Origin of the sequence: Methylobacterium segetis (assembly GCF_004348265.1) — a bacterium.
Lineage (GTDB): Bacteria > Pseudomonadota > Alphaproteobacteria > Rhizobiales > Beijerinckiaceae > Methylobacterium > Methylobacterium segetis.
The window spans coordinates 1-18,096 of record NZ_SMNT01000101.1 but is presented as its reverse complement, the minus strand read 5'-3'; the positions used below and the strand labels follow the sequence as shown (position 1 = coordinate 18,096).

The 18,096-nt window shown below is 73.0% G+C and carries 25 protein-coding genes; 11 read left to right on the top strand and 14 right to left on the bottom strand.

Translation table 11 applies throughout. The annotated features are described in order from the left end of the window. Both E1J50_RS21205 and E1J50_RS21200 read left to right on the top strand, forming a co-directional pair. Positions 1 to 839, top strand: an 839-nt coding sequence (locus tag E1J50_RS21205; protein ID WP_132255533.1) for a polysaccharide biosynthesis/export family protein, incomplete at its 5' end; no start/stop codon positions are given. A 300-nt stretch (positions 840 to 1,139) separates the two neighbouring features. Further along, complete coding sequence (locus tag E1J50_RS21200; protein WP_132255777.1) at positions 1,140 to 2,252, top strand: branched-chain amino acid ABC transporter substrate-binding protein; 1,113 nt, start codon at positions 1,140 to 1,142, stop codon at positions 2,250 to 2,252. A gap of 69 nt (positions 2,253 to 2,321) precedes the next feature. On the opposite strand, the gene E1J50_RS21195 is transcribed toward E1J50_RS21200, so the two are convergent. Then, positions 2,322 to 2,891 carry a tyrosine phosphatase family protein gene (locus E1J50_RS21195; RefSeq protein WP_132255776.1) on the bottom strand — a complete coding sequence of 190 codons (570 nt, stop codon included), beginning with the start codon at positions 2,889 to 2,891 and terminating at the stop codon, positions 2,322 to 2,324. A 223-nt stretch (positions 2,892 to 3,114) separates the two neighbouring features. Here E1J50_RS21195 and E1J50_RS21190 point away from each other — a divergent pair, with 223 nt between their 5' ends. Further along, positions 3,115 to 4,221, top strand: coding sequence for a TRAP transporter substrate-binding protein (locus E1J50_RS21190; protein WP_132255775.1), 1,107 nt, complete (start codon positions 3,115 to 3,117; stop codon positions 4,219 to 4,221). Between the two features lie 3 nt (positions 4,222 to 4,224). On the opposite strand, the gene E1J50_RS21185 is transcribed toward E1J50_RS21190, so the two are convergent. Then, positions 4,225 to 4,416, bottom strand: a complete 192-nt coding sequence (locus tag E1J50_RS21185) for a hypothetical protein (RefSeq protein ID WP_132255774.1) — start codon at positions 4,414 to 4,416, stop codon at positions 4,225 to 4,227. Positions 4,417 to 4,868: 452 nt separating this feature from the next. Here E1J50_RS21185 and E1J50_RS21180 point away from each other — a divergent pair, with 452 nt between their 5' ends. Next, positions 4,869 to 6,281: a deoxyribodipyrimidine photo-lyase gene (locus tag E1J50_RS21180; RefSeq protein ID WP_132255773.1), complete on the top strand. Its 1,413-nt coding sequence runs from the start codon at positions 4,869 to 4,871 to the stop codon at positions 6,279 to 6,281. An 83-nt stretch (positions 6,282 to 6,364) separates the two neighbouring features. Here the strand turns inward: E1J50_RS21180 and E1J50_RS21175 are convergent, their stop codons facing one another. The 3 genes from E1J50_RS21175 to E1J50_RS27520 all read right to left on the bottom strand — a co-directional run bounded on the left by E1J50_RS21175 (position 6,365) and on the right by E1J50_RS27520 (position 7,223). Continuing rightward, positions 6,365 to 6,811: a DUF3597 domain-containing protein gene (locus E1J50_RS21175; protein WP_132255772.1), complete on the bottom strand. Its 447-nt coding sequence runs from the start codon at positions 6,809 to 6,811 to the stop codon at positions 6,365 to 6,367. A gap of 98 nt (positions 6,812 to 6,909) precedes the next feature. Then, positions 6,910 to 7,071 (bottom strand): hypothetical protein, encoded by a 162-nt coding sequence (locus E1J50_RS27525; protein WP_165937940.1) that lies wholly within the window; start codon positions 7,069 to 7,071, stop codon positions 6,910 to 6,912. After that, positions 7,068 to 7,223, bottom strand: coding sequence for a hypothetical protein (locus E1J50_RS27520; RefSeq protein WP_165937939.1), 156 nt, complete (start codon positions 7,221 to 7,223; stop codon positions 7,068 to 7,070). Before E1J50_RS27520 ends, E1J50_RS27525 begins: the two co-directional genes overlap by 4 nt. A 272-nt stretch (positions 7,224 to 7,495) precedes the next feature. On the opposite strand from E1J50_RS27520, the gene E1J50_RS21170 reads away from it, so the two are divergent. Genes E1J50_RS21170 through E1J50_RS21160 form a run of 3 tightly spaced genes read left to right on the top strand, consistent with a single transcriptional unit; the run spans position 7,496 to position 10,081 of the window. Further along, positions 7,496 to 8,518 (top strand): ABC transporter substrate-binding protein, encoded by a 1,023-nt coding sequence (locus E1J50_RS21170; RefSeq protein WP_132255771.1) that lies wholly within the window; start codon positions 7,496 to 7,498, stop codon positions 8,516 to 8,518. A 46-nt stretch (positions 8,519 to 8,564) separates the two neighbouring features. Continuing rightward, complete coding sequence (locus E1J50_RS21165; RefSeq protein ID WP_132255770.1) at positions 8,565 to 9,317, top strand: ABC transporter permease; 753 nt, start codon at positions 8,565 to 8,567, stop codon at positions 9,315 to 9,317. Between the two features lie 5 nt (positions 9,318 to 9,322). Next, positions 9,323 to 10,081 (top strand): ABC transporter ATP-binding protein, encoded by a 759-nt coding sequence (locus E1J50_RS21160; protein WP_132255769.1) that lies wholly within the window; start codon positions 9,323 to 9,325, stop codon positions 10,079 to 10,081. A 13-nt stretch (positions 10,082 to 10,094) separates the two neighbouring features. Here the strand turns inward: E1J50_RS21160 and E1J50_RS21155 are convergent, their stop codons facing one another. The 5 genes from E1J50_RS21155 to E1J50_RS21140 form a co-directional block, all read right to left on the bottom strand. Then, positions 10,095 to 10,328: a hypothetical protein gene (locus E1J50_RS21155; RefSeq protein WP_245516685.1), complete on the bottom strand. Its 234-nt coding sequence runs from the start codon at positions 10,326 to 10,328 to the stop codon at positions 10,095 to 10,097. A gap of 138 nt (positions 10,329 to 10,466) precedes the next feature. Beyond that, positions 10,467 to 10,748: a hypothetical protein gene (locus tag E1J50_RS21150; protein ID WP_132255767.1), complete on the bottom strand. Its 282-nt coding sequence runs from the start codon at positions 10,746 to 10,748 to the stop codon at positions 10,467 to 10,469. Positions 10,749 to 10,763: 15 nt separating this feature from the next. Continuing rightward, positions 10,764 to 10,940 (bottom strand): hypothetical protein, encoded by a 177-nt coding sequence (locus tag E1J50_RS27515; RefSeq protein WP_165937938.1) that lies wholly within the window; start codon positions 10,938 to 10,940, stop codon positions 10,764 to 10,766. A 536-nt stretch (positions 10,941 to 11,476) separates the two neighbouring features. After that, positions 11,477 to 11,788 (bottom strand): hypothetical protein, encoded by a 312-nt coding sequence (locus E1J50_RS21145; RefSeq protein WP_132255766.1) that lies wholly within the window; start codon positions 11,786 to 11,788, stop codon positions 11,477 to 11,479. Positions 11,789 to 11,974: 186 nt separating this feature from the next. Continuing rightward, positions 11,975 to 13,078 carry a PAS domain-containing protein gene (locus E1J50_RS21140; RefSeq protein WP_165937937.1) on the bottom strand — a complete coding sequence of 368 codons (1,104 nt, stop codon included), beginning with the start codon at positions 13,076 to 13,078 and terminating at the stop codon, positions 11,975 to 11,977. 319 nt (positions 13,079 to 13,397) lie between these two features. Between E1J50_RS21140 and E1J50_RS21135 the strand changes: the two genes are divergently transcribed. From E1J50_RS21135 to E1J50_RS21120, 4 genes are all read left to right on the top strand, one after another. Next, positions 13,398 to 13,868: a low molecular weight protein-tyrosine-phosphatase gene (locus E1J50_RS21135; protein ID WP_132255764.1), complete on the top strand. Its 471-nt coding sequence runs from the start codon at positions 13,398 to 13,400 to the stop codon at positions 13,866 to 13,868. Beyond that, positions 13,865 to 14,668: a fructosamine kinase family protein gene (locus E1J50_RS21130; RefSeq protein ID WP_207919261.1), complete on the top strand. Its 804-nt coding sequence runs from the start codon at positions 13,865 to 13,867 to the stop codon at positions 14,666 to 14,668. The genes E1J50_RS21135 and E1J50_RS21130 overlap by 4 nt, the downstream gene beginning before the upstream one ends. Before the next feature lie 81 nt (positions 14,669 to 14,749). Then, complete coding sequence (locus E1J50_RS21125) at positions 14,750 to 14,941, top strand: hypothetical protein (protein ID WP_132255763.1); 192 nt, start codon at positions 14,750 to 14,752, stop codon at positions 14,939 to 14,941. A gap of 113 nt (positions 14,942 to 15,054) precedes the next feature. Next, positions 15,055 to 15,357 carry a hypothetical protein gene (locus tag E1J50_RS21120; RefSeq protein WP_132255762.1) on the top strand — a complete coding sequence of 101 codons (303 nt, stop codon included), beginning with the start codon at positions 15,055 to 15,057 and terminating at the stop codon, positions 15,355 to 15,357. A 148-nt stretch (positions 15,358 to 15,505) separates the two neighbouring features. Here E1J50_RS21120 and E1J50_RS21115 read toward each other — a convergent pair whose 3' ends face one another. The 4 genes from E1J50_RS21115 to E1J50_RS21100 all read right to left on the bottom strand — a co-directional run. Beyond that, positions 15,506 to 15,754 carry a helix-turn-helix domain-containing protein gene (locus E1J50_RS21115; protein WP_132255761.1) on the bottom strand — a complete coding sequence of 83 codons (249 nt, stop codon included), beginning with the start codon at positions 15,752 to 15,754 and terminating at the stop codon, positions 15,506 to 15,508. 130 nt (positions 15,755 to 15,884) lie between these two features. Then, a complete protein-coding gene (locus tag E1J50_RS21110; RefSeq protein WP_207919260.1) occupies positions 15,885 to 16,292 on the bottom strand; it encodes a hypothetical protein in 408 nt (135 codons plus the stop codon). Between the two features lie 270 nt (positions 16,293 to 16,562). After that, complete coding sequence (locus E1J50_RS21105; protein ID WP_132255759.1) at positions 16,563 to 17,921, bottom strand: TAXI family TRAP transporter solute-binding subunit; 1,359 nt, start codon at positions 17,919 to 17,921, stop codon at positions 16,563 to 16,565. A gap of 11 nt (positions 17,922 to 17,932) precedes the next feature. Continuing rightward, the coding region (locus tag E1J50_RS21100) for a DMT family transporter (protein ID WP_207919262.1) at positions 17,933 to 18,096 on the bottom strand (164 nt) is incomplete at its 5' end.

Here is an 18,096-nt window from a genome sequence, read left to right as displayed (position 1 = left end):
TCTCGGCCGGATCCAAGTCCGCCCTCATCCCCGAGCAGGTCGTCTCCCGCGACGGCGCCATCTCCGTGCCCTATGCCGGCCGCATCCAGGTCGCCGGACGCCGCACCCAGGACGTCCAGGCCCTGATCGAGACCGAACTCGCCGGCAAGGCCATCCAGCCCCAGGTGCTCGTCTCCGTCACCCGCCCCGTCTCCCAGGCCGTCACCGTCACCGGCGAAGTCGCCGGCGGCGCCCGCCTGCCGCTCTCGGCCAAGGGCGACCGCCTGCTCGACGTGGTCGCCTCCGCCGGCGGCGTGCGCGCCCCCGTCGCCGAGACCTTCGTGCGGCTCTCGCGCGGGCCCACCACCGCCACCGTGCCGCTCACCACCGTGGTCTCCAACCCGCGCGAGAACATCTACCTGCGCCCGGGCGACGTGCTCACCCTGGTGCGCGATCCCCAGACCTTCCTGGCGGTCGGCGCGCTCGGCAACTCCACCGAGATCCCGTTCCAGGCCGAGGGCATCACGCTCGCCCAGGGCCTGGCCAAGGCCCGCGGCCTGTCCGACTTCCAGGCCGACCCCTCCGGCACCTTCATCTTCCGCTTCGAGCCCGCCAGCGTGGTGCGCAAGCTCAAGCCGGGCTCGGCGCTGCTCGGCACGCCGCTGGTGCCGGTGGTCTACCGCATCGACATGCGCGATCCCCAGAGCCTGTTCCTGACCCAGGCCTTCCGCATGCGCAACCGCGACCTGATCTACGTCTCCAACGCCCCCTTCACCGAGGTCCAGAAGGTCCTCTCCGCCTTCTCCGCCGCCTCCGGCCCCATCAGCGCCGCCGCCGCCACATACGCCTACACACGGTGAAGCCAGGGCGGCCGCGGGCCGGGCCTCGCAGCCCAGGCCTCGCAGCCCAGGCGTGCAGCCCAGGCGTCGCGGGTCCTTCGACCAAATCCCCCCTTGCCTTCCGGGGGGCGGGCGGCGTTTGCTGCGCGGGCGGGGTCGATCCACGACGGTCGGGTGTCGGATCCTCTCACGCGACGCTCGGGCGCCGGGGCCTCCCCCGGAGGCGGGGCGCTGCGTGAGGTGAGCCGGGCTGCGCCGGCCCGCGCGAAGGGGAGCGTCCGAGGCTGCTCGCGGGCGGCGCCGGGTGCTAGAAGAGGCCCGATGAGCATCAGACGCGTTGTCCTCTCGCTCGCCGCGGCGGCCGGCTTCTGCGCGCACGGGGCGTGCCCGGCCGCGGCGGAGATCGTGGTCGGGGTCGCGGTGCCGCGCTCCGGCGCCTACGTCGCGATCGGCGAGCAGGTCCTGCGCGGCATCGAGGCGGCCGCCCGCGACGCCAACGCTGCGGGCGGGCTGGACGGCGAGACCATCGTCCTCGACGTGCAGGACGATGCCTGCGATTCCAACAAGGCGACGGCGGTGGCCAACCACTTCGTGCAGTCGAAGGTGGGCCTCGTGGTCGGCCACGTCTGCTCGAACGCCTCGATCGCGGCCTCGGAGGTCTACGCGGCCAACGGCATCGTGATGATCACCGCGGCCTCGGTCGCCGCCAAGCTCACCGACCGCGGCCTTCCGACGATCTTCCGGGTCTGCGGGCGCGACGACGACCAGGCCCGGCTCTCGGCCACCGTGCTCGCCGAGCGCTTCCGGGACCGCAAGATCGCCCTCATCCAGGATCTCACCCCGGCCTCCCGGGGGCTCGCCGCCGCCACCAAGGACAACCTCAACCGGATCGGCATCAACGAGGCCCTGTCGGTGGCCTTCTCGCCGAGCGACGCCGACGACGCGGCGCTCGCCGACCGGCTCAAGGGCGCGGGCATCGACGTCGTCTATTACGGGGGCGACGCCGCCGAGATGGGCCGCCTCGTCCGGATCTCGGCCGAGCGGGCCTTCCGCCCGCAATGGTTCGGGACCTCGGCCATCGCCACGCAGGAATTCTCGAAGATCGCGGGGCCGGCGAGCAACGGCGTCCTGATGACCTTCTACCTCGACCCGAGCCGCCAGCCCGCCGCGGCCGCCGTGGTCCAGGCCTTCAAGGCCGACGGCGTCGACCCGACGGGCTCCACGATCTACGGCTACGCCGCCCTCCAGGCGCTGGTGGCGGCCGGCAACTTCGCCCATGCGAGCGACGCGCGGACCATCGCGGCGACGCTCCACCGGGAGCGCTTCGACCTCGTGCTCGGCTCGGTCGGCTTCGACGCCAAGGGCGACGTCACTGCCCAGGGCTACGTGCTCTACGTCTGGAAGGACGGCGCCTTCACGCCCGCGGGCAAGTAGAGGCCCGCAGGCACAAGTAGGCCCGCGGGCAAGCAGGCCGGCGCGGGCCGGGCGGGGGCGCGGGAGCCCTCAGCCCGCCCGCAGCGCGGCGTCGACCTCCGCCCCGCGGCCGAGGCCGCGCAGGAGGTCGGCGAGGTGGGGGCGCACCGTGAGCTGGTGGGCGTGCAGGCGCCGCACCGCCTCGCTCAGGGTGCCGGAGCGGCCGAGCAACTCGTCCGCGAAGCCGATCATCCGGGCGTTCGGCCAGGCGGGCTCGCGCAGGGCGTGGAGCCGCGCCACCAGCGCCCCGGCGCCGGCCCCCGGATCGGCCTGGGCGAAGAGGGCGAGGAGTGCGGCGGTCGAGCGCGACAGGCCGTAATGGCAGTGGACGAGGAGGTGGGCCGCCCCGCCGGTCTGCGCGCCGAAGGCGAGGATCGCGGCGACGTCGTCGCGCTCGGGCGGGATCAGCCCCTCGCCCGGGCCGAGGCAATCGTGGAAGCGCAGCGTGGTGCGCCGGTGGGCGGGGAAGCGGCCGAAGATCTCGGGCTCCTCCGTGCCGGGATCGAGGAGCGACAGGACGTGGCTGACGCCGCGCTCGGCGTGGCCCGAGAGTTCTTCGAGGCCGCAGACGGTGTGGAGGGTGATGAGATCGGGCGTCACGCCCGCGCCGTAGCACGGGACGGGCGCGGTTTCGAGCGGGCCTCCGGCGTGATAGGGGCGGCTTCGGCCGCGCGGCCGAAGCGGCGGAGCCGGGGATCGGTTCGGCGGCGGAGCCGGGGATCGCTTCAGCGGCGGAGCCGGGGATCGTTTCGGCGCCGTCCCCGTTCGTGAACGGCGGCCGGGCCGACCGGCCTGCGACCCGAGAGAGTTCGAGCGAGACGTCATGGCCTCAGACCTGCCCTCCCTGCCGAGACGCGCCCTGCTCGCCGGCCTCGGCGGGGCCGCGGCGGCCCCGCTCGCCGCGCCCGCCCTGGCGCAGGCCGCGCCGGAGCTGCGCTGGCGGGTCGCCTCCGCCTACCCGAAGACCCTCGACATCCTGTTCGGCGCCTCCGAGACGCTCGGCCGCCTGGTCGGCGAGGCGACGGACGGGCGCTTCCAGATCAAGCCGCTCGCCGTCGGCGAGGCGGTGCCGGCCGAGGGCCTGATCGACGCCGTCGCCTCCGGCAGCCTCGAGATGGGGCACGCCCCCGCGACCCTCGCGGCGGCCAAGGACCCGACCTTCGCGCTCGCCACCGCCCTGCCCTTCGGCCTCAACGCCCGGGGCCAGAACGCGTGGTGGCACGCGGGCGGCGCCGCCGACCTCTTCTCCGAGGTCTTCGCCAAGCAGGGGCTGATGAGCCTGCCCGGCGGCAATACCGGGGCGCAGATGGGCGGCTGGTTCCGCCGCGAGATCAAGACGGCCGCCGACCTCCAGGGCCTCAAGATCCGCATCGCTGGCCTCGGCGCGCAGGTCCTCGCCAAGTTCGGCGCGCAGCCGCAGGCGACGGCCGGCCCCGACATCTACGCGGCCCTCGAATCGAAGGCGCTCGACGCCGCCGAATGGATCGGCCCCTACGACGACGAGAAGCTCGGCCTGCAGAAGGTGGCGCCGATCTACCACTATCCCGGCTTCTGGGAGGGCGGCGCGATGCTGCATTTCTGGATCAATGCCGAGAAGTGGAAGGCGCTGCCCAAGACCTACCGGGCGGTGCTGCAGAGCGCGGCCGCCCAGGTCGGCGCCGAGGTCCAAGCGAAATACGACGCCCGCAACCCGGGGGCGCTGCGCCGGCTCGTGGCGGGCGGCGCGCAGCTGCGCCCCTTCCCGCAGGACGTGATGGAGGCGGCCCTCAAGCACGCCAACGACGTCTACGGCGAGATCGCGGGAAAGAACGCGGATTTCAAGCGGGTCTACGAGGCGATGAAGACCTTCCGGAACGAGGAGTATCTCTGGTTCCAGGTGGCCGAGTACACCTACGACAACTTCATGATTCGGGCGCGGGCGCGGGGCTGAGCCTCACGGCCCCGGCGGGCGCGCCGCCTCCGCCTCGTCGAGCCGCATATGCACGTCGTCGAGGCGCCAGTTCATGCGCCCGAGGCGTTCGATCACCCGCGCCTCGCGCTCGGACATCGCGTGGACGTCGCGACGCACGCCCTGCATCAGGCGCAGGATGAGGGTGTTGCCGGGGGTCGGTGCTTCGTCGGCCATGCCGACAGGTTACGCCGAAGCGGCGGCGACACCAGCGAGCCGCAGGTTGAAAGAAAAAAGGCCACTCCCGAAGGAGCGGCCCGAAGTCTAGGGAGGAAACGCCCAAGGAGGGCAGCGGGACCGCGACGCCATCGCGATCTCGCAATGCACAATCTGAACCTTGCGCGCCGGATTGCAAGGGGATTGGGGCAGCAAGACTGTCGTTTGTCGTGCGCCCGCGCACATTGCCCTGGCTCTGTGTTCAAAATGTCGCATCGAGAGGAGGCAGGGTTTCGCCGGGTCTCGAGATCCCGTCGGCAAGTCCCGGCGCGATCAGGCTGCGCATCCGCGAAGATTCCGCGGGGTCCGACTGCTCGCGGGCACTCGGGAGGCCACCCCCGAGACCATGCGGCGCGCCCTAGGGACGGGCGGGCATCACGCCCTAGTTTGTCCGGGAAGCGACGGGGGCGGGCATGGCGATCCAGGCGGGGCGGGTACGGGTTCTCAAGGATGCGGAGCCGAGGGCGGGCGGGGCCTACGTGCTCTACCTCGTGCAGCAGGCCAATCGCGCCCGCTTCAACCCGGCGCTCGAACTCGCGGTCGAGGAGGCGAATCGGCTGGGCCTGCCGGTCGTCGCCTGTTTCGGCCTCCTCGACGGGGCGAGCGGCTTCCCGGAGGCCAATGCCCGCCACTACGCCTTCCTCCTGCAGGGCCTCGCCGACCTGAAGGCGGGGCTGGAGGCGCGCGGCATCGCCTTCGTGATGCGCAAGGCCTCGCCCGCCGAGATCGCGATCGATCTGGCCGCCAAGGCCGCCCTCCTCGTCCTCGACCGGGGCTATCTCGCGATCCAGAAGCGCTGGTACGGGGAGATCGTGGGCGCCGTCGACACCCGGATCCTGCAGGTCGAGGGCGACGTGGTGGTGCCCGTCGAGGTAGCCTCGGGCAAGCACGAATACGGCGCCCGCACCCTGCGGCCGAAGCTTCACAAGGTCTGGGAGACCTATCTCGAGCCCCTGCGCGCCCGGACGGTCGCCGTCCGCGCGGACGGTCTCGAGGTGGCGAGCGCGATCGATGGGGCGAGCGCGATCGACATGTCCGACCCGGACCGGGTCCTCGCCGGGATGAGCCTCGACCGCACGGTCGCGCCGGTGCGCCGCTTCCGGGGCGGCGAGAACGCGGCCCGGGCCCGCCTCAAGGCCTATCTCTCCGGGCCCTTCGCCGCCTACGGCACCGACCGGAACCGGCCGGAAGCGGGGGCAGCCTCGCATATGAGCCCCTACCTGCATTTCGGGCAGATCTCGCCCGTCGAGATCGCGCTCGCGGTGCGCGCGGCGAAGGCGGGCACCGCGGAGGACAAGCGTTCCTACCTGGAGGAGCTGATCGTCCGCCGGGAACTCGCGATGAACCACGTCTTCTACACCGAGCGCTACGATTCCTACGCGCACGCGGTCCCCGAATGGGCGCGCAGGACACTCTCCGAGCAGGCCGGCGACCCGCGCCCCCGGACCTACACCGAGGAGGAGCTCGCGGAGGGGCGCACGCACGACGTCTACTGGAACGCGGCGCAGGCCGAGATGCGGGTGACGGGCTACATGCACAACCACCTGCGCATGTACTGGGGCAAGAAGATCCTCGAATGGTCCCCCTCCCCCGAGGAGGGCTTCGCGCGGACGCTGCGGCTCAACAACCGCTACTTCCTCGACGGCCGCGACCCGAATTCCTTCACCAACGTGGCCTGGGTCTACGGCCTGCACGACCGGCCCTGGGCCCGGCGCCGGATCTTCGGCACCGTGCGCTACCAGAGCGAGAACTCGCTGAGGAAAATCGATGCGAAGGCGTATCTGCGCGCGGTCGAGCGGCTCTGCGCGGCGGAAGCCGAAGGCTGAGCCGGTCCGGCCCGGCGGCCCCTGCGACCGCGGGGCGATCCCGGGCGGGCCCGGGATCGGAGGTCGAGACGCGGGCGCCGCGCTCAGTCCTTGAGGTCGGCCGGGACCTTGCCGCCGTTCTCCTCCAGCTTCTTGATGACCTGCTTGTGCAGCCAGATGTTCATCGAGGCCGAGTCGTTCTTGTCGCCCGAATAGTGCAGCTCGTCGGCGAGCTGCTGGCGGGCGTGAAGGCTCGAATCGAGGTCGAGCAGCTTCATCAGGTCGACGATGGAGGTGCGCCAGTTCAGCTTCTGCGAGTTCTTGGAGGCCAGATCGTTGAGGACGGCCTCGACGTCGACCGGGCCGCCGGCAGGCGCCGCCGCGCCGCCGCCGCCGCCGCCGCCGGTCGTCGCCGTCGAGGCGGGCGCGCTCGAACCGGAGGCCGGCGCGCTCGAACCGCCGGCCGGGGCGCTCGGGGCGCCCGCCGCCTCCGCCGAACCTCCGCCGAACGGGTGCAGGATCTTGCTGACGATGCTGCCGATGAGGCTCATGGCATGACTCCCTGGATGTCTCGTGATCTCGGAGGATCGTGGGCCGCGTGCGGCGGCCGGTGGACAACGGCGGCCGGCTTGGCCGTGTTCCTCGGCTCTCAGCGCTGAAGCTGAAGCCCGGCGCCGAGCAGCGCCAGCCCGGCGACGAGGCACACCCCGCTCCACCGCTCCAGGGCCGGCGCGCGGGCCGGATACCGGAGCGAGGCCGCCGCGAGGGCGACGCCCGCCGCGAGGCACAGGAAGCTTGCGAGAACGATCACCCTGTCGCCTTGTCCTTGCCCACGTCCTTGCCGAGGAACGGGCCGGCCCTGCCCTGCGGGAAGCCGACGCGGCCCGGGCGCTCACGCCCGCCATCCCCTCGCTTCCGGCGGGCTTGGCCGAGATGATCCGCGCGGATCATCTCGACGGACATTGCACAGGCGAATCGCTCTGCGGGTTCAGATGTGCGGTGCATGGTCTTTGTTCTGGTGATCCCACTGTCAAGACTGCCGCGTCCGGAGCTGAAGAGGCGCCTGAAACGGTGGCGGACCCGTTCGGGTTGCGGCTACACCATCAAACAACCTTTGGATGTAGCAGACGGGCCGCTCCCGGGACCGGGCAGGGAATTCACGCGGCCACAATGGTATTTGAAGTTTTGCCCGCCTGTGGCATGGGGACGACCCTATTCCCCGTCCGGATCACCGCATGCGCCTCCTCCCGGTCCTCAAGGCATGCCTCACGGCCGCCGCCCTCCTCGTCGCCGGCCCGGCCCTCGCGCAGAACACCCCCGTCCCCGTGCGCATCGGCGTGATCCCGGTCGTCGGCGCCGCCCCCGTCTTCGTGGCGAACGGCGAGGGCTGGCTCAAGGAGGCGGGCCTCGCGCCGAGCTTCACCACCTTCGAATCCGGCCCGAACATGATCCAGGCGCTGGCCTCGGGCACGATCGACGTCTACGTCGCCGGCATCGCGCCCCTCGCCGTCGCCCGCTCGAAGAACATCGACGTGCGCGTCGTCGCCGCGACCGCGATCGAGGAGATGGTCTTCGTCGCCGGCCCCAAGCTCGCCCCCTACTTCCAGGACGGGGCGAGCAAGGCCGAGGCGTTCAAGGCCTTCCGCGCCAAGGAGGGCCGCGCCGCCCGCCTCGCGACGCAGCCCCCGGGCTCGGTGCCGAACACGACCCTGCAGCACTGGCTCTGGCAGGTCACCAAGACCGACAAGGCCGATGCCGAGATCGTGGCGATGGGCATCGACGCGACCCAGCAGGCGCTGCTCGCCGGCGCCGTCGACGGCGCCTCGATCCGCGAGCCGGCCCTGACCATCGTGCAGACCCGCAACCCGGCCATGAAGCTCGTGGCGACGGGGGGCGAGATGTTCCCCGACCAGCCGGGCACCGTCGTCGGCGTGTTCGGCGCCTTCGCGGACAAGAACCCGCAGGCCGTCGAGGGGCTCGTCAAGGCCGTGGTCAAGGCGACCGAGCTGCTCAAGACGGATCCCGCCCGCGCGGCCGTGCCCGTCGAGCAGGCGCTCGGCAAGGGCATCACCGACGTCGCCACGATCCAGAAGGCGCTCACCTCCCCCGCCTCCCGCTTCACGGCGGACCCGCGGGCCATCATCGAGGCGACGAAGAAGATGCAGGCCTATCAGGTCAGCATCGGCACCCTCGACAAGGACATCCCCGTCGACGGCCTGTTCGTGTCGAGCTTCTACGAGAAGGCGACGCGGCGCTGACCCGGCGCCCGGCGCCCTCCCCGAAGCCCGCCCCGACGCGCAAGCCATGAGTCTGGTCCGCTCGACCCTGCTCGCCGCCGCCGGCCTCGCCGCCTTCCTGCTGTTCTGGGAGGCGATGCCCCGGCTCGGGCTGATTAACCCCGCCTTCCTGCCGCCGCCGAGCACGATCCCGCCCGCCTTCCTGCGCGAGGTCTCCCTCGGGATCTGGCCGGAGGCGGTGCTGTCGAGCCTGAGCCACTACGTGGCGGGCCTCGCCGCGGGCGCGGGGGCCGGTGTCGGCCTCGGGCTCCTCAGCGGCATGTCGCGCAGCTTCGAGGCCTTCACCGCCTGGATCGTGCGGCTGCTGCGCCCGATCCCCGGCCTCGCCTGGGTGCCCTTCGCGATCATCTGGTTCGGGGTGCAGCCCTCGGCCGCCGTGTTCATCATCGCGATCGGCGTGTTCTGGATCGTGTTCTTCGCGACGCAAGGGGCGGTGCGGGGCGTCGACCGGGACCTGATCGAGGTGGCGCAGGCCTTCGGCTTCCGCTCGCCCCTGGCGCGGCTCGCCAAGATCCTGCTCCCCGCCGCCACCCCCGGCATCCTCGTCGGCCTGCGCACGGCGCTCGGCCAAGCCTGGATGGCGGTGGTGGCCGCCGAGATCTTCGGCGTGCCCGGCGTCGGCCAGCGCATGATGCAGGCGTCGAGCCTCCTCTCCACCGACATCGTGGTCGTCTACATGCTCACCATGGCCGCTCTCTACGGCCTCTTCGATTCCGCCTTCGTGGCGCTGCAGGGCTGGCTCCTGCGCTGGCGGGCGTGACGGCGATGGGCGACGCGATCATCGACATCCGGGCCCTGAGCCTCGCCTACGAGCGCGGGGGGCAGCGCAACGTCATCCTGTCGAATCTCGACCTCAGCATCGCGCGCGGCGAGTTCCTGGTGATCGTCGGCGAGTCCGGCGTCGGCAAGTCGACGCTCCTGCGGGTGCTGATCGGCCTCGCCCGGCCGAGCTCCGGCAAGGTCCGGCTCGACACGAGGCCCGGCTGCCGCACGCCGATGGCCCTCGTGTTCCAGGATGCGCGGCTCCTGCCCTGGCGGCGGGTGATCGACAACGTCGCCTTCGGCCTCGAAGGCTCGGGCCTCTCGAAGGCGGAGCGCCGCGCCAGGGCCGCCGAGATGCTGGCCCTCGTCGGCCTCGGCGACCTCGCGCGGCGCTGGCCGCACCAGCTCTCCGGCGGCCAGCGCCAGCGCGTCGCCATCGCCCGGGCGCTCGCGGTCGAGCCGGACGTCCTGCTGATGGACGAGCCGTTCTCGGCCCTCGACAGCTTCACCCGCGAGGGGCTCCAGGACGAGTTGCAGCGGATCAAGGCGCAGACCGGCAAGACGGTCCTGTTCGTCACCCACGACATCGACGAGGCGGTCACCCTCGCCGACCGGGTCGTCGTCCTCGCCGGCAGCCCGGGGCGGGTCGCGGCGGAGGTGCGGATCGACGTGCCCCGCCCGCGCCAGCGCCGCGACGCCGCGCTGCTCGAGGCCGCCCGCAGCCTGAGGGGGGAATTGTCCCGGCGCTCCGCCGACCTGTGAGCCGGGGACCCGCTCAGACCTCGCTGAAGGCCTGGACCAGGGCGAGGCAGCGCCGGCGCAGGTCGGGATCGGAGATGCGGTGGAAGGCGGAGATCAGGGCCGCGCATTCCGCCTTGGACGGCTCGTTGCCGCAGGCGGGCGCGCCCGCCTCGTAGAGGTCGACGAGCGACAGTTCGAGCGTCTCGGCGATGCGGCGGAGCACCCGCTCCCGCTCCGAGACGGCGGCCGGTAGGGACAGCCTGGGCATGGCGCCCGCATCCGTCATCGTGATCCCCCGATCTTCCCTGACGCCAGGGTTGCACGCGTGCCCGCGATGAACGCTCCGGTCAATGGGTTGCGCGCGATCAACTTTCCTTGATCGCGCGCTCCGCAGGCCGGACGGGGATCACACCGTCCGGAACAGGACGAAGGCCCCTCCCGCCAGCACGCCCGCCCCGAGCAGGCGCCGCCAGGGATTGACGCCGCGCAGCACCTCGTCGCCGGCCCAGACCGCGAGGCAGGCGGCCGCGACGAGGCGCAGCGTGGCGCCGCCTGCCCCGTCCGGCCCGAGGAGATGCGCCGCCGCGCTCGACCCGGCGAAGAGCCAGAGCGGCAGGTTCGGCCACTGCGCCACGGTGATCCGGCCCGTGCGCCGGTCGCGGAAGAGCCAGTCGAGGAGGCGGCGCAGGGTTCGCCGGGCTCCCTAGGCGCCCTCGGCCTGGCGGATCGGCGCGCAGATCTGCGGGCTGACCTTGTCGAGATGGACGCAGGCATTGTCGCGGTACCACGCGCGCAATTGCGGCTGCGAGGGCGCCACGTACATGGCGACGAGGACGAAGCCTGCCGCGATCAGGATGAGGAGGAGGAGAAGGTTGCGCATGGGCGACTCCGCGTGGACAGGCCCCCCTAACCGCACGCAGCTGAACAATACCAGACCGCGCGGGCGCGGGCCGAGCAGGCCGCTCGCGAAACGGCCCGCCTTCTCGGGAGAAGGCGGGCCGTGTCGGCCTTGGGAAGGCGAATCGGTTGTTGAGACCTGAAGCGAAACGGCCCGGAACCGCGAAGGTTCCCCGCCATGACGGTGATTCGCGTTAACGGCGCGGCCCATCTCGGCGAAGCGTTAACACCGCGTCAACGCTGATGTGGGGATTGTCTGTGAAACCGGGCGGATCGTGACGAATCACACTGCGGAACGCCGCCGGATCCGCGACATTCGATCCCGTCCCGCATGACGCGGGGGCGTTGCGGACGAGGATGCGATGAGCGAGCGGATCGAAGACCTGAAGTTCATCATGACGCTCGCCGTCGTGGTCCTGTGCGGCAGCGGCCTCGGCGCGCTCCTGCGCTGACCCCTTCCCTCGCGGACCTTTCCCTCGCGGACCTTTCCCTCGCGACCTCTGCCTCGGGACCCGGCCCTCACGCCGCCGCGGGCACCGCCGGACGGGTTTCGGGCATGTCCGGGTAGGCCCGGCGCAGGGCGTCGCGCGCTTCCGACGGGGCTTGCGGCGCGTCGTCGGACGCTGCGGGCGCGACCCGCTCCCGGACGGGAGGCGGCGGCGGGACCGGAAGGCTGCGCGGCGCCTGCCGGACCGGGTGGCCGGAGCGCAGGAACCCCTTCAGCTCCGCGGCCTTGGCGCTCCGCTCGGCCCGCAGCAGCAGCAATCCGAAGGCGAGCGTGATCAGTCCGGCCGTCTCCAGAGCGGTCGCGATCACGTATCCCGGGGCCATGGCTTCCCATCCGAGTCGCGCCGCCGGAGGGGTGGCGTCGCAACCCCCGGTTTCGATCCCAATGGTTAGTGAACGCTTAACCGTCCGGCGCCGTACGGGGGCCGGTCCCGGAACGGGACGCCCCCTCCCCGCCCGCCGTTGAGGAAGCCTTGACCGATGCGCCGAGCCGTCCCGGCTCGCGCGCTGTCAGGCGATTCGCCCGGGATCCTCCGGGAGCGGCACCTCCAGCCGGCAGGCGAACCCGCCCGGCGCGAAGGCGAGGGCGGTGCGCGCCCCGATCTCGTCCGGCAGCACCCGCTCCAGCAAGGTCGTGCCGAAGCCCGCGCGGGCGGGCGGGCGGACGGGCTCCCCCGCCCCGGCCTCGACCCAGCGCAGGATCAGGCGCGGCGCCCCGCTCCGGCGCTCCACGCGCCAGCGCACCGAGACCGTCCCGGCCGCCTCGGCGAGCGCCCCGAACGAGACCGCGTTGGCCGTGAGTTCGTGGATCGCGAGGCCGAGGAGCTCGGCGGCCCGGCCGCGCAGGGTGACCTCCGGCCCCGCGATGCGGACGCGGCCGCGCTCGGACGCCTCGAAGGCGGAGAGCTCCTCGCCGACGATGTGGGCGAGGCCGAGCCCCGGCCGGCTCTGCAGGGCCGCGACCTTGAGGCGGCCCGCCGCCCGAAGGCGGTCGTCGAGATGCAGCACGAGCTCGTCCGCGGCCTCCGCGGTGTCGGCCGTGCGGCGCACGATCGAGCGCACCAGCCCCAGGGTGGCGCGGACCTCCCACACCGCCAGTGCCCGCGCGGCCTCGGTTCCCTCCGCCTCGGCCCTTCGCGCGAGGGCCGCCTCGGCCTGCGCTTCGAGGTCGTGCAGGCGGCGGTGGGGATCCGGCTCGACATAGCCCTCGGGCCCGACCTCCCGCTGCAGGGAGATCCAGTGGGTCAGGGCGCCGGCCTCGTCGCGCAGCGGCGTGATGTGCCAGTGCAGGATGTAGGGCGTCCCGTCCCGGCGGTAATTCGTCGTCGTGCCCTCGAACGCCTCCCGCCGGGCGAGCTCGGCGCGCAGCCGGTCGAGCGCGGCGCGATCCGTCAGGGGGCCCTGCAGGATGCGCGGGCTCCGGCCCGCCACCTCCTGCTCCGGATAGCCCGTCAGGCGGGTGAAGGCCGGGTTGACGTAGGCGATGACCGGCCCCGGCGGCTCGAGCGCGGCGGTGGTGATGACGACCGCCTCGCCGATGGAGTCCAGCGCAGTCCTGAAAAGCGAGGAGCAAAATTTGTAGTTGTCGCCATGGCTGCTGCCAGTATTCGGCATGCCAGAAACGGAAGGCATCTCGAACCACGCCCTGTCGTGTGCGTTGCGGCGACGCTTCGGCGCCGGGAATTGGGTCGCGTGCCGACGATCGGCGGCCACTCTAGCAAACTCGTGCCTCAGCGCGTGCATCAATTCTTGCATCCGCACAAGTGCTGTTCCGATTCGCACGCAGGGCTCGCGCGGGCGGGCGCGGCCGGGGCGCGCGATCCTGGCGCGCGATCCTGGCGCGCGATCCTGGCGCGCGATCCTGGCGCGCGATCCTGTCCCACCGGGGCGGGGCCGTCTAAGCTCGGCCGCACCCTCGCGAGGAACCCGCCCCATGAAGGCCCGCCGGCCCGCCATCCTGTTCGTCTGCCTCGGCAACATCTGCCGCTCCCCGCTGGCGGAGGCCGCCTTCCGCGCCGAGGCGGCGCGGGCCGGGCTCGACGCGGAGGCGGATTCCGCCGGGACCGGCGACTGGCACGTCGGCAAGCCGCCGGACCGGCGCGCCCAGGCGGTGGCGCGGCGCCACGGGGCCGACATCTCCGGCTACCGGGCGCGGCAGGTGGGCGCGGAGGATTTCGCGCGCTTCACGCACGTCGTCGCCCTCGACCCGGACAATCTCGCGGCGCTGGAGCGGATGCGGCCGGACGGGGGCGCCGCGCTCTCGCTCCTCCTCGACCACGTCCCGGGGCGGGCCGGCGAGGCCGTGGCCGATCCCTATTACGAGGCGGACGCGGCCTTCGACGTCGCCTGGGCCGATGTGAGCGCGGGGGCGCGCGCCCTCGTCGCGCGGCTCGCGCGGCGGTGACCGGTCTCGCCGAGATCGGGGCGGACCTCCTCGGCGGCCGGCTTGCCGGGACGCGGGCGATGAATGGCGGCCAGCTCTCGCGCCTCGTCGGCATCGTCCTCGCGGACGGGCGCGAGGCCGTCGTGAAGGACGGGCCGGACCCGCTCGCGGAGGCGGCGATGCTGCGCGCCATCGCGGCGAGCGGGGCGCCCGCCCCCCGCATCCTCGCCGCGGATGCGCGCGCCCTCGTGATGGAGCGCCTGCCGGCGGATGCGGGATCCGGCGCGGATGCAGATCTCGGCCGCGCCGTGGCGAGGCTCCACGCCGCGACGGGGGCGCGCTACGGCTGGGACCGGGACTACGCCTTCGGCTCCGTCGCGATCCCGAACGGCGCGAGCGCGGACTGGCCCGCCTTCTTCGCCGAGCGCCGCCTCGCCCCCCACCTGCCCCATCTCGAGCCCGGCCTCGCCCGCCGGGTCGAGGCGCTCGCCGCCGCCCTGCCCGCGCGGCTGCCCGCGCGCCCGCGCCCGGCCCTGCTCCACGGCGACCTCTGGAGCGGCAACGTGCTCCGGCACGGCGCCCGCGTCACCGGACTGATCGACCCGGCCTGCCATTACGGGCATGCGGAGGTCGACCTCGCCATGCTGGCCCTGTTCGGCGGCCCCGGCCCCGGCTTCCGCGCGGCCTACGGCCCGGCCGAGCCGGGCTTCGCGGAGCGGGTGCCGATCTACCAGCTCTGGCCGGCCCTCGTACATCTGCGGCTGTTCGGATCCGGGTACCGGAGCCTCGTGGAGGCGCGGCTCGCGGCGGCCGGAGCCTGAATCCGGCTCTGTGAACCCGCGCACAGTCCGCGGCGCCGTCCTGCGCTTCACTGCCCGTCTCGCACAGGCACAGGTGACGCCATGTCCAACGCCCACGCCCAGCTCATCGCCGCCCTCCGCCTCCTCGTCGCCGCGGGCGACGACCCGCGGGCGCTCGTCGACCGGGCCATCGAGGACATCGAGGCCGAGGCGCCCGGGCGCCGGCCCGCCTCCGAGGCGCCGGGACCCTACGCGCCGCACGCGTGGTCGATCTACGCCGAGCGCGCGCATTGACGGCGCCGCCGATCCGCCGCGCGAGGCCCGCGACCGAACGCTCCCCGCTCCGCGGGCGTTAGCTCGGGGCCGCCCCGCGAGGCGGCCCCGAGAAGACGCGAGAGGAGATCCCGATGAGGACGTTTGCGATCGCCGTCGCCGGCACCCTGATCCTCGGCAGCGCCGCCTGGGCGGCGGACAATACCGGCCCATCCGGCGGGTCGGGCCGCGCGCCCGGTCACGAGATGGGCAAGCAGGACGGCAAGATGCAGGGGCCGCCGAACGCCGCGGGCTACAAGCGCGACGACGCGACCGGCTCGACGGGCACGGCCGGCTCGACGGGAATGAGCCGCTCGGGCACCTCGAACAGCACCGGCGCGACCGATGCGGGCTCCGGCGCGTCGGCCGGCGCGCGGGGCGGGTCCGGAAGCCGCTGATCCCGGCAGGCCCGGAGCGATCCGGGCCTTTCACCCGATCCTTGCACCTCAGCCTTGCACCCGAGCCCTGCACCCGAGCCCTGCACCCCAGTTTTTCACCTCACGGTTTCACTGGGGCCGTTCGCCCGGCAGGCCCCGTTCGCGCGCCTCAGGCCGCGGGCCGGGGATGGGCGCGCAGGCCGAGGAGGTCCGCCACCCTCTCGACCTCCCGGATGTCGGCGACGGGCTCGCCCGCCTCGAGGGCCCGGACGATGTCGGGCTCGACATCGGCGAGCCGCGCCAGGTCCCCGACGGCGAGGGCGAGCCGCCGGCGGGCGGCGCGGACCACGTCGGGCGAGAGGTTGGGGCTGAGAGGGAGGTTCCGGATGGACGCCATCCGGCGGGTACGGTCGCGCACGCGCGACGGTTTCGCGGCCGCACGAAAAATCCTAGATTGCGGCACGCCAACCCGAACTCGCAGGAGTTGCTTCCTGGCATGAAGAAGCCCGCCGCGGCCGGGGGCCGGGCGGGCTGCGGTGCGGGTCGCCTCAGTAGCCGTAATAGTACGGGTACGGGCGCCGGTAGCGGTAGCCGTAGGGGCCGCCAGCATAGCCCACCGGCGCGTATCCATAGGCCGGGTACCCGTAGCCGTAGGCGGGATAGCCGTAGCCGAGGCCGTAGCCCGCCGCGAGGCCGAGCCCCAGGCCGAGACCGACGCCGCCGTAGCCGAAGCCGCGCCGGTAGCCGTAGCCGCCGCGGAAGCCGCCGTAGCGGGCGCCGACGAAGCCGCCGCGGTATCCGCCGAAACCGCCGCGATATCCGCCGAAGCCACCGCGGTATCCGCCGAAACCGCCGTGGAAGCCCGGGCCGCCGAACGGCCGCGCATCGGCGCTGACCGGCGCGAAGGCGAGAGCGGCCGCGAGAGCCGAGGAGGCGAGAGCGAAACGTTTGACCAAGATCATCTCCAAATCAACGATGAGCCTGCTTAACGCCTCGTAATCGTTCCATGTTCTCTCGCCCCGGGGTGCAAAATTGACGCAGAAATTTATCCGAATGTTTCTCTTGGTAGATTGATACGGGAGAGCTGATCTTTCCGCGCCAATCGGCTGTTGGGCTGTGCAGTCCGCGGCCGCCGCGCGGGCCGCTCTCGACCTGCGAATGCTCCGGCGAGGCCCCGGCTGCCGAGGCCCTTAGCCGGGCGCAGGGTGCCGGGGGCCTTCGCGCCCCTACCGGCCGGCCGCGCCGCGCCGGCCGTCCGCCAGCGTCGACCGCGCCGTCTCGATGGCGATGGACACGGCCGACATCGTGCGGGCGTCGGGCTCGCGCGCGCGGGCGAAGCGCACGGCGTCGGCCGCGAGGGCGTCGACCTCCGCCGTGAGGGCCTCGATCTGCGCCGGATCCCGGGCGGCGCGGGCGAGCCCGATCACCTCGATCAGCCGGTCCACGATCTCGTCGATGCGCTCCCGGCGCAGCCCGGCCAGGCGCTGGCGGATCCAGGCCAGGACCGAGACGAGGCCGCCGGCCAGCGCGCCGAGGAGGTAGAGCGTGTCGCCGTAGCGGTCGACGAGGCCGTGCTGCTCGCGCTCGTAATAGTCGATCGCGCCGGGATGGATCGGGATGCGCGCGCTCGTGGCCGCCGCCGTCGTGTCGTAGGCCGGGGCCTGGACGTACTCGGCGGCGTCCGTCGCCCGTGCGGCGGCGGTGCGCTTCTCGAAGAGCTGCTGGGTCACGTCGGCCGCCACGACGCGGCTCAAGGAGGCGCGCGCCATCAGCCGGTAGGAGGCGCCGACCGTCTTGACGTCGTCGGCCGGCAGCTTCGGGTCGCCCCCGAACAGGCCGCCCGGCACGGTCACCGACTGGAGCCGGGGGAAGCGCTCGATCACGGCCCCGTCATCCTCGACCGCGACGAACTCGACCCGGCCGTTGCGGGCGACCGAGCGCACGGCCCCGACGAGAGCGAGGGCCTTGGGGGCGGAGGGCGCGATGATGCTGACGAAGGCGTCGATGCGCCGCTCCCGGAAGGCGGCGGCGACCGCCTCCTGGTTCACGGGGACGAGGTGGACGGCCCGCTCGCGCGAGGCGGCGCCCCCCGCCTCCGCCATCTCCAGGGCGAGGCCGTAATAGCCGAGGATGTTGCGCAGCAGCGAGAGGTCGGCGTCCCGGTGCGCGGCGATGCCGAGCCGCTTGCCGGCGAGCTTCGGGAAGCCCTTGACGGGGGCTTGGTCCGGCGAGGCGATGACCATCGCCTGGTCGCGCAGGATGGCGAGGGTCAGCCCGTTCGTCGGCAGCAGCACGTCGGGCCGGACCACGGCGAGGTCGGCGCGGCCGTCCTGCAGCGCGGCGGCGCTCTCGCGCACGTCGTCGAAGGGCAGGATCCTCAGGCGGACGCCCTCGCCCCCGGCCTCGAGGGCGTCGGCATAGGCCTTGATCAGCTCCGGCTCGGTCCCGTCGCGCGGGGCGACCGCGATCGTCAGCACCGTCGCCTGAAGCAGGTACCAGGCCGCGCCCGCGCCCGCCGCCAGGGCGATGGCCGCCGCGAGGAGGAGCGTCTCCTTGCGCAGGAGCCAGGCGAGCCCGGTCCGCATCGCCCCGGCCCTCAGACCAGGGAGATGAGGACGATGCCCGCCACCATGAGGGCGGCCCCGCCGAGGCGCCGGGGGCCCGCCCGCACCTGCCGCATGCCGAGCCAGCCGAAATGGTCGAGCGCCACCGAGGTCAGGAGGTTGGCGGTGATCAGGAGGCCGTTGAAGGCGCCCGCGC

What these genes read in the sequence shown, in the direction of transcription:
- E1J50_RS21200 (WP_132255777.1), top strand. Translation starts at nt 1,140, where the DNA reads ATGAGCATCAGACGCGTTGTCCTCTCGCTCGCCGCGGCGGCCGGCTTC.
- E1J50_RS21190 (WP_132255775.1), top strand. Translation starts at nt 3,115, where the DNA reads ATGGCCTCAGACCTGCCCTCCCTGCCGAGACGCGCCCTGCTCGCCGGC.
- E1J50_RS21185 (WP_132255774.1), bottom strand. Translation starts at nt 4,416, where the DNA reads ATGGCCGACGAAGCACCGACCCCCGGCAACACCCTCATCCTGCGCCTG.
- E1J50_RS21180 (WP_132255773.1), top strand. Translation starts at nt 4,869, where the DNA reads ATGGCGATCCAGGCGGGGCGGGTACGGGTTCTCAAGGATGCGGAGCCG.
- E1J50_RS21175 (WP_132255772.1), bottom strand. Translation starts at nt 6,811, where the DNA reads ATGAGCCTCATCGGCAGCATCGTCAGCAAGATCCTGCACCCGTTCGGC.
- E1J50_RS27520 (WP_165937939.1), bottom strand. Translation starts at nt 7,223, where the DNA reads ATGTCCGTCGAGATGATCCGCGCGGATCATCTCGGCCAAGCCCGCCGG.
- E1J50_RS21170 (WP_132255771.1), top strand. Translation starts at nt 7,496, where the DNA reads ATGCGCCTCCTCCCGGTCCTCAAGGCATGCCTCACGGCCGCCGCCCTC.
- E1J50_RS21165 (WP_132255770.1), top strand. Translation starts at nt 8,565, where the DNA reads ATGAGTCTGGTCCGCTCGACCCTGCTCGCCGCCGCCGGCCTCGCCGCC.
- E1J50_RS21160 (WP_132255769.1), top strand. Translation starts at nt 9,323, where the DNA reads ATGGGCGACGCGATCATCGACATCCGGGCCCTGAGCCTCGCCTACGAG.
- E1J50_RS21155 (WP_245516685.1), bottom strand. Translation starts at nt 10,328, where the DNA reads ATGCCCAGGCTGTCCCTACCGGCCGCCGTCTCGGAGCGGGAGCGGGTG.
- E1J50_RS27515 (WP_165937938.1), bottom strand. Translation starts at nt 10,940, where the DNA reads ATGCGCAACCTTCTCCTCCTCCTCATCCTGATCGCGGCAGGCTTCGTC.
- E1J50_RS21145 (WP_132255766.1), bottom strand. Translation starts at nt 11,788, where the DNA reads ATGGCCCCGGGATACGTGATCGCGACCGCTCTGGAGACGGCCGGACTG.
- E1J50_RS21140 (WP_165937937.1), bottom strand. Translation starts at nt 13,078, where the DNA reads ATGCCGAATACTGGCAGCAGCCATGGCGACAACTACAAATTTTGCTCC.
- E1J50_RS21135 (WP_132255764.1), top strand. Translation starts at nt 13,398, where the DNA reads ATGAAGGCCCGCCGGCCCGCCATCCTGTTCGTCTGCCTCGGCAACATC.
- E1J50_RS21125 (WP_132255763.1), top strand. Translation starts at nt 14,750, where the DNA reads ATGTCCAACGCCCACGCCCAGCTCATCGCCGCCCTCCGCCTCCTCGTC.
- E1J50_RS21120 (WP_132255762.1), top strand. Translation starts at nt 15,055, where the DNA reads ATGAGGACGTTTGCGATCGCCGTCGCCGGCACCCTGATCCTCGGCAGC.
- E1J50_RS21105 (WP_132255759.1), bottom strand. Translation starts at nt 17,921, where the DNA reads ATGCGGACCGGGCTCGCCTGGCTCCTGCGCAAGGAGACGCTCCTCCTC.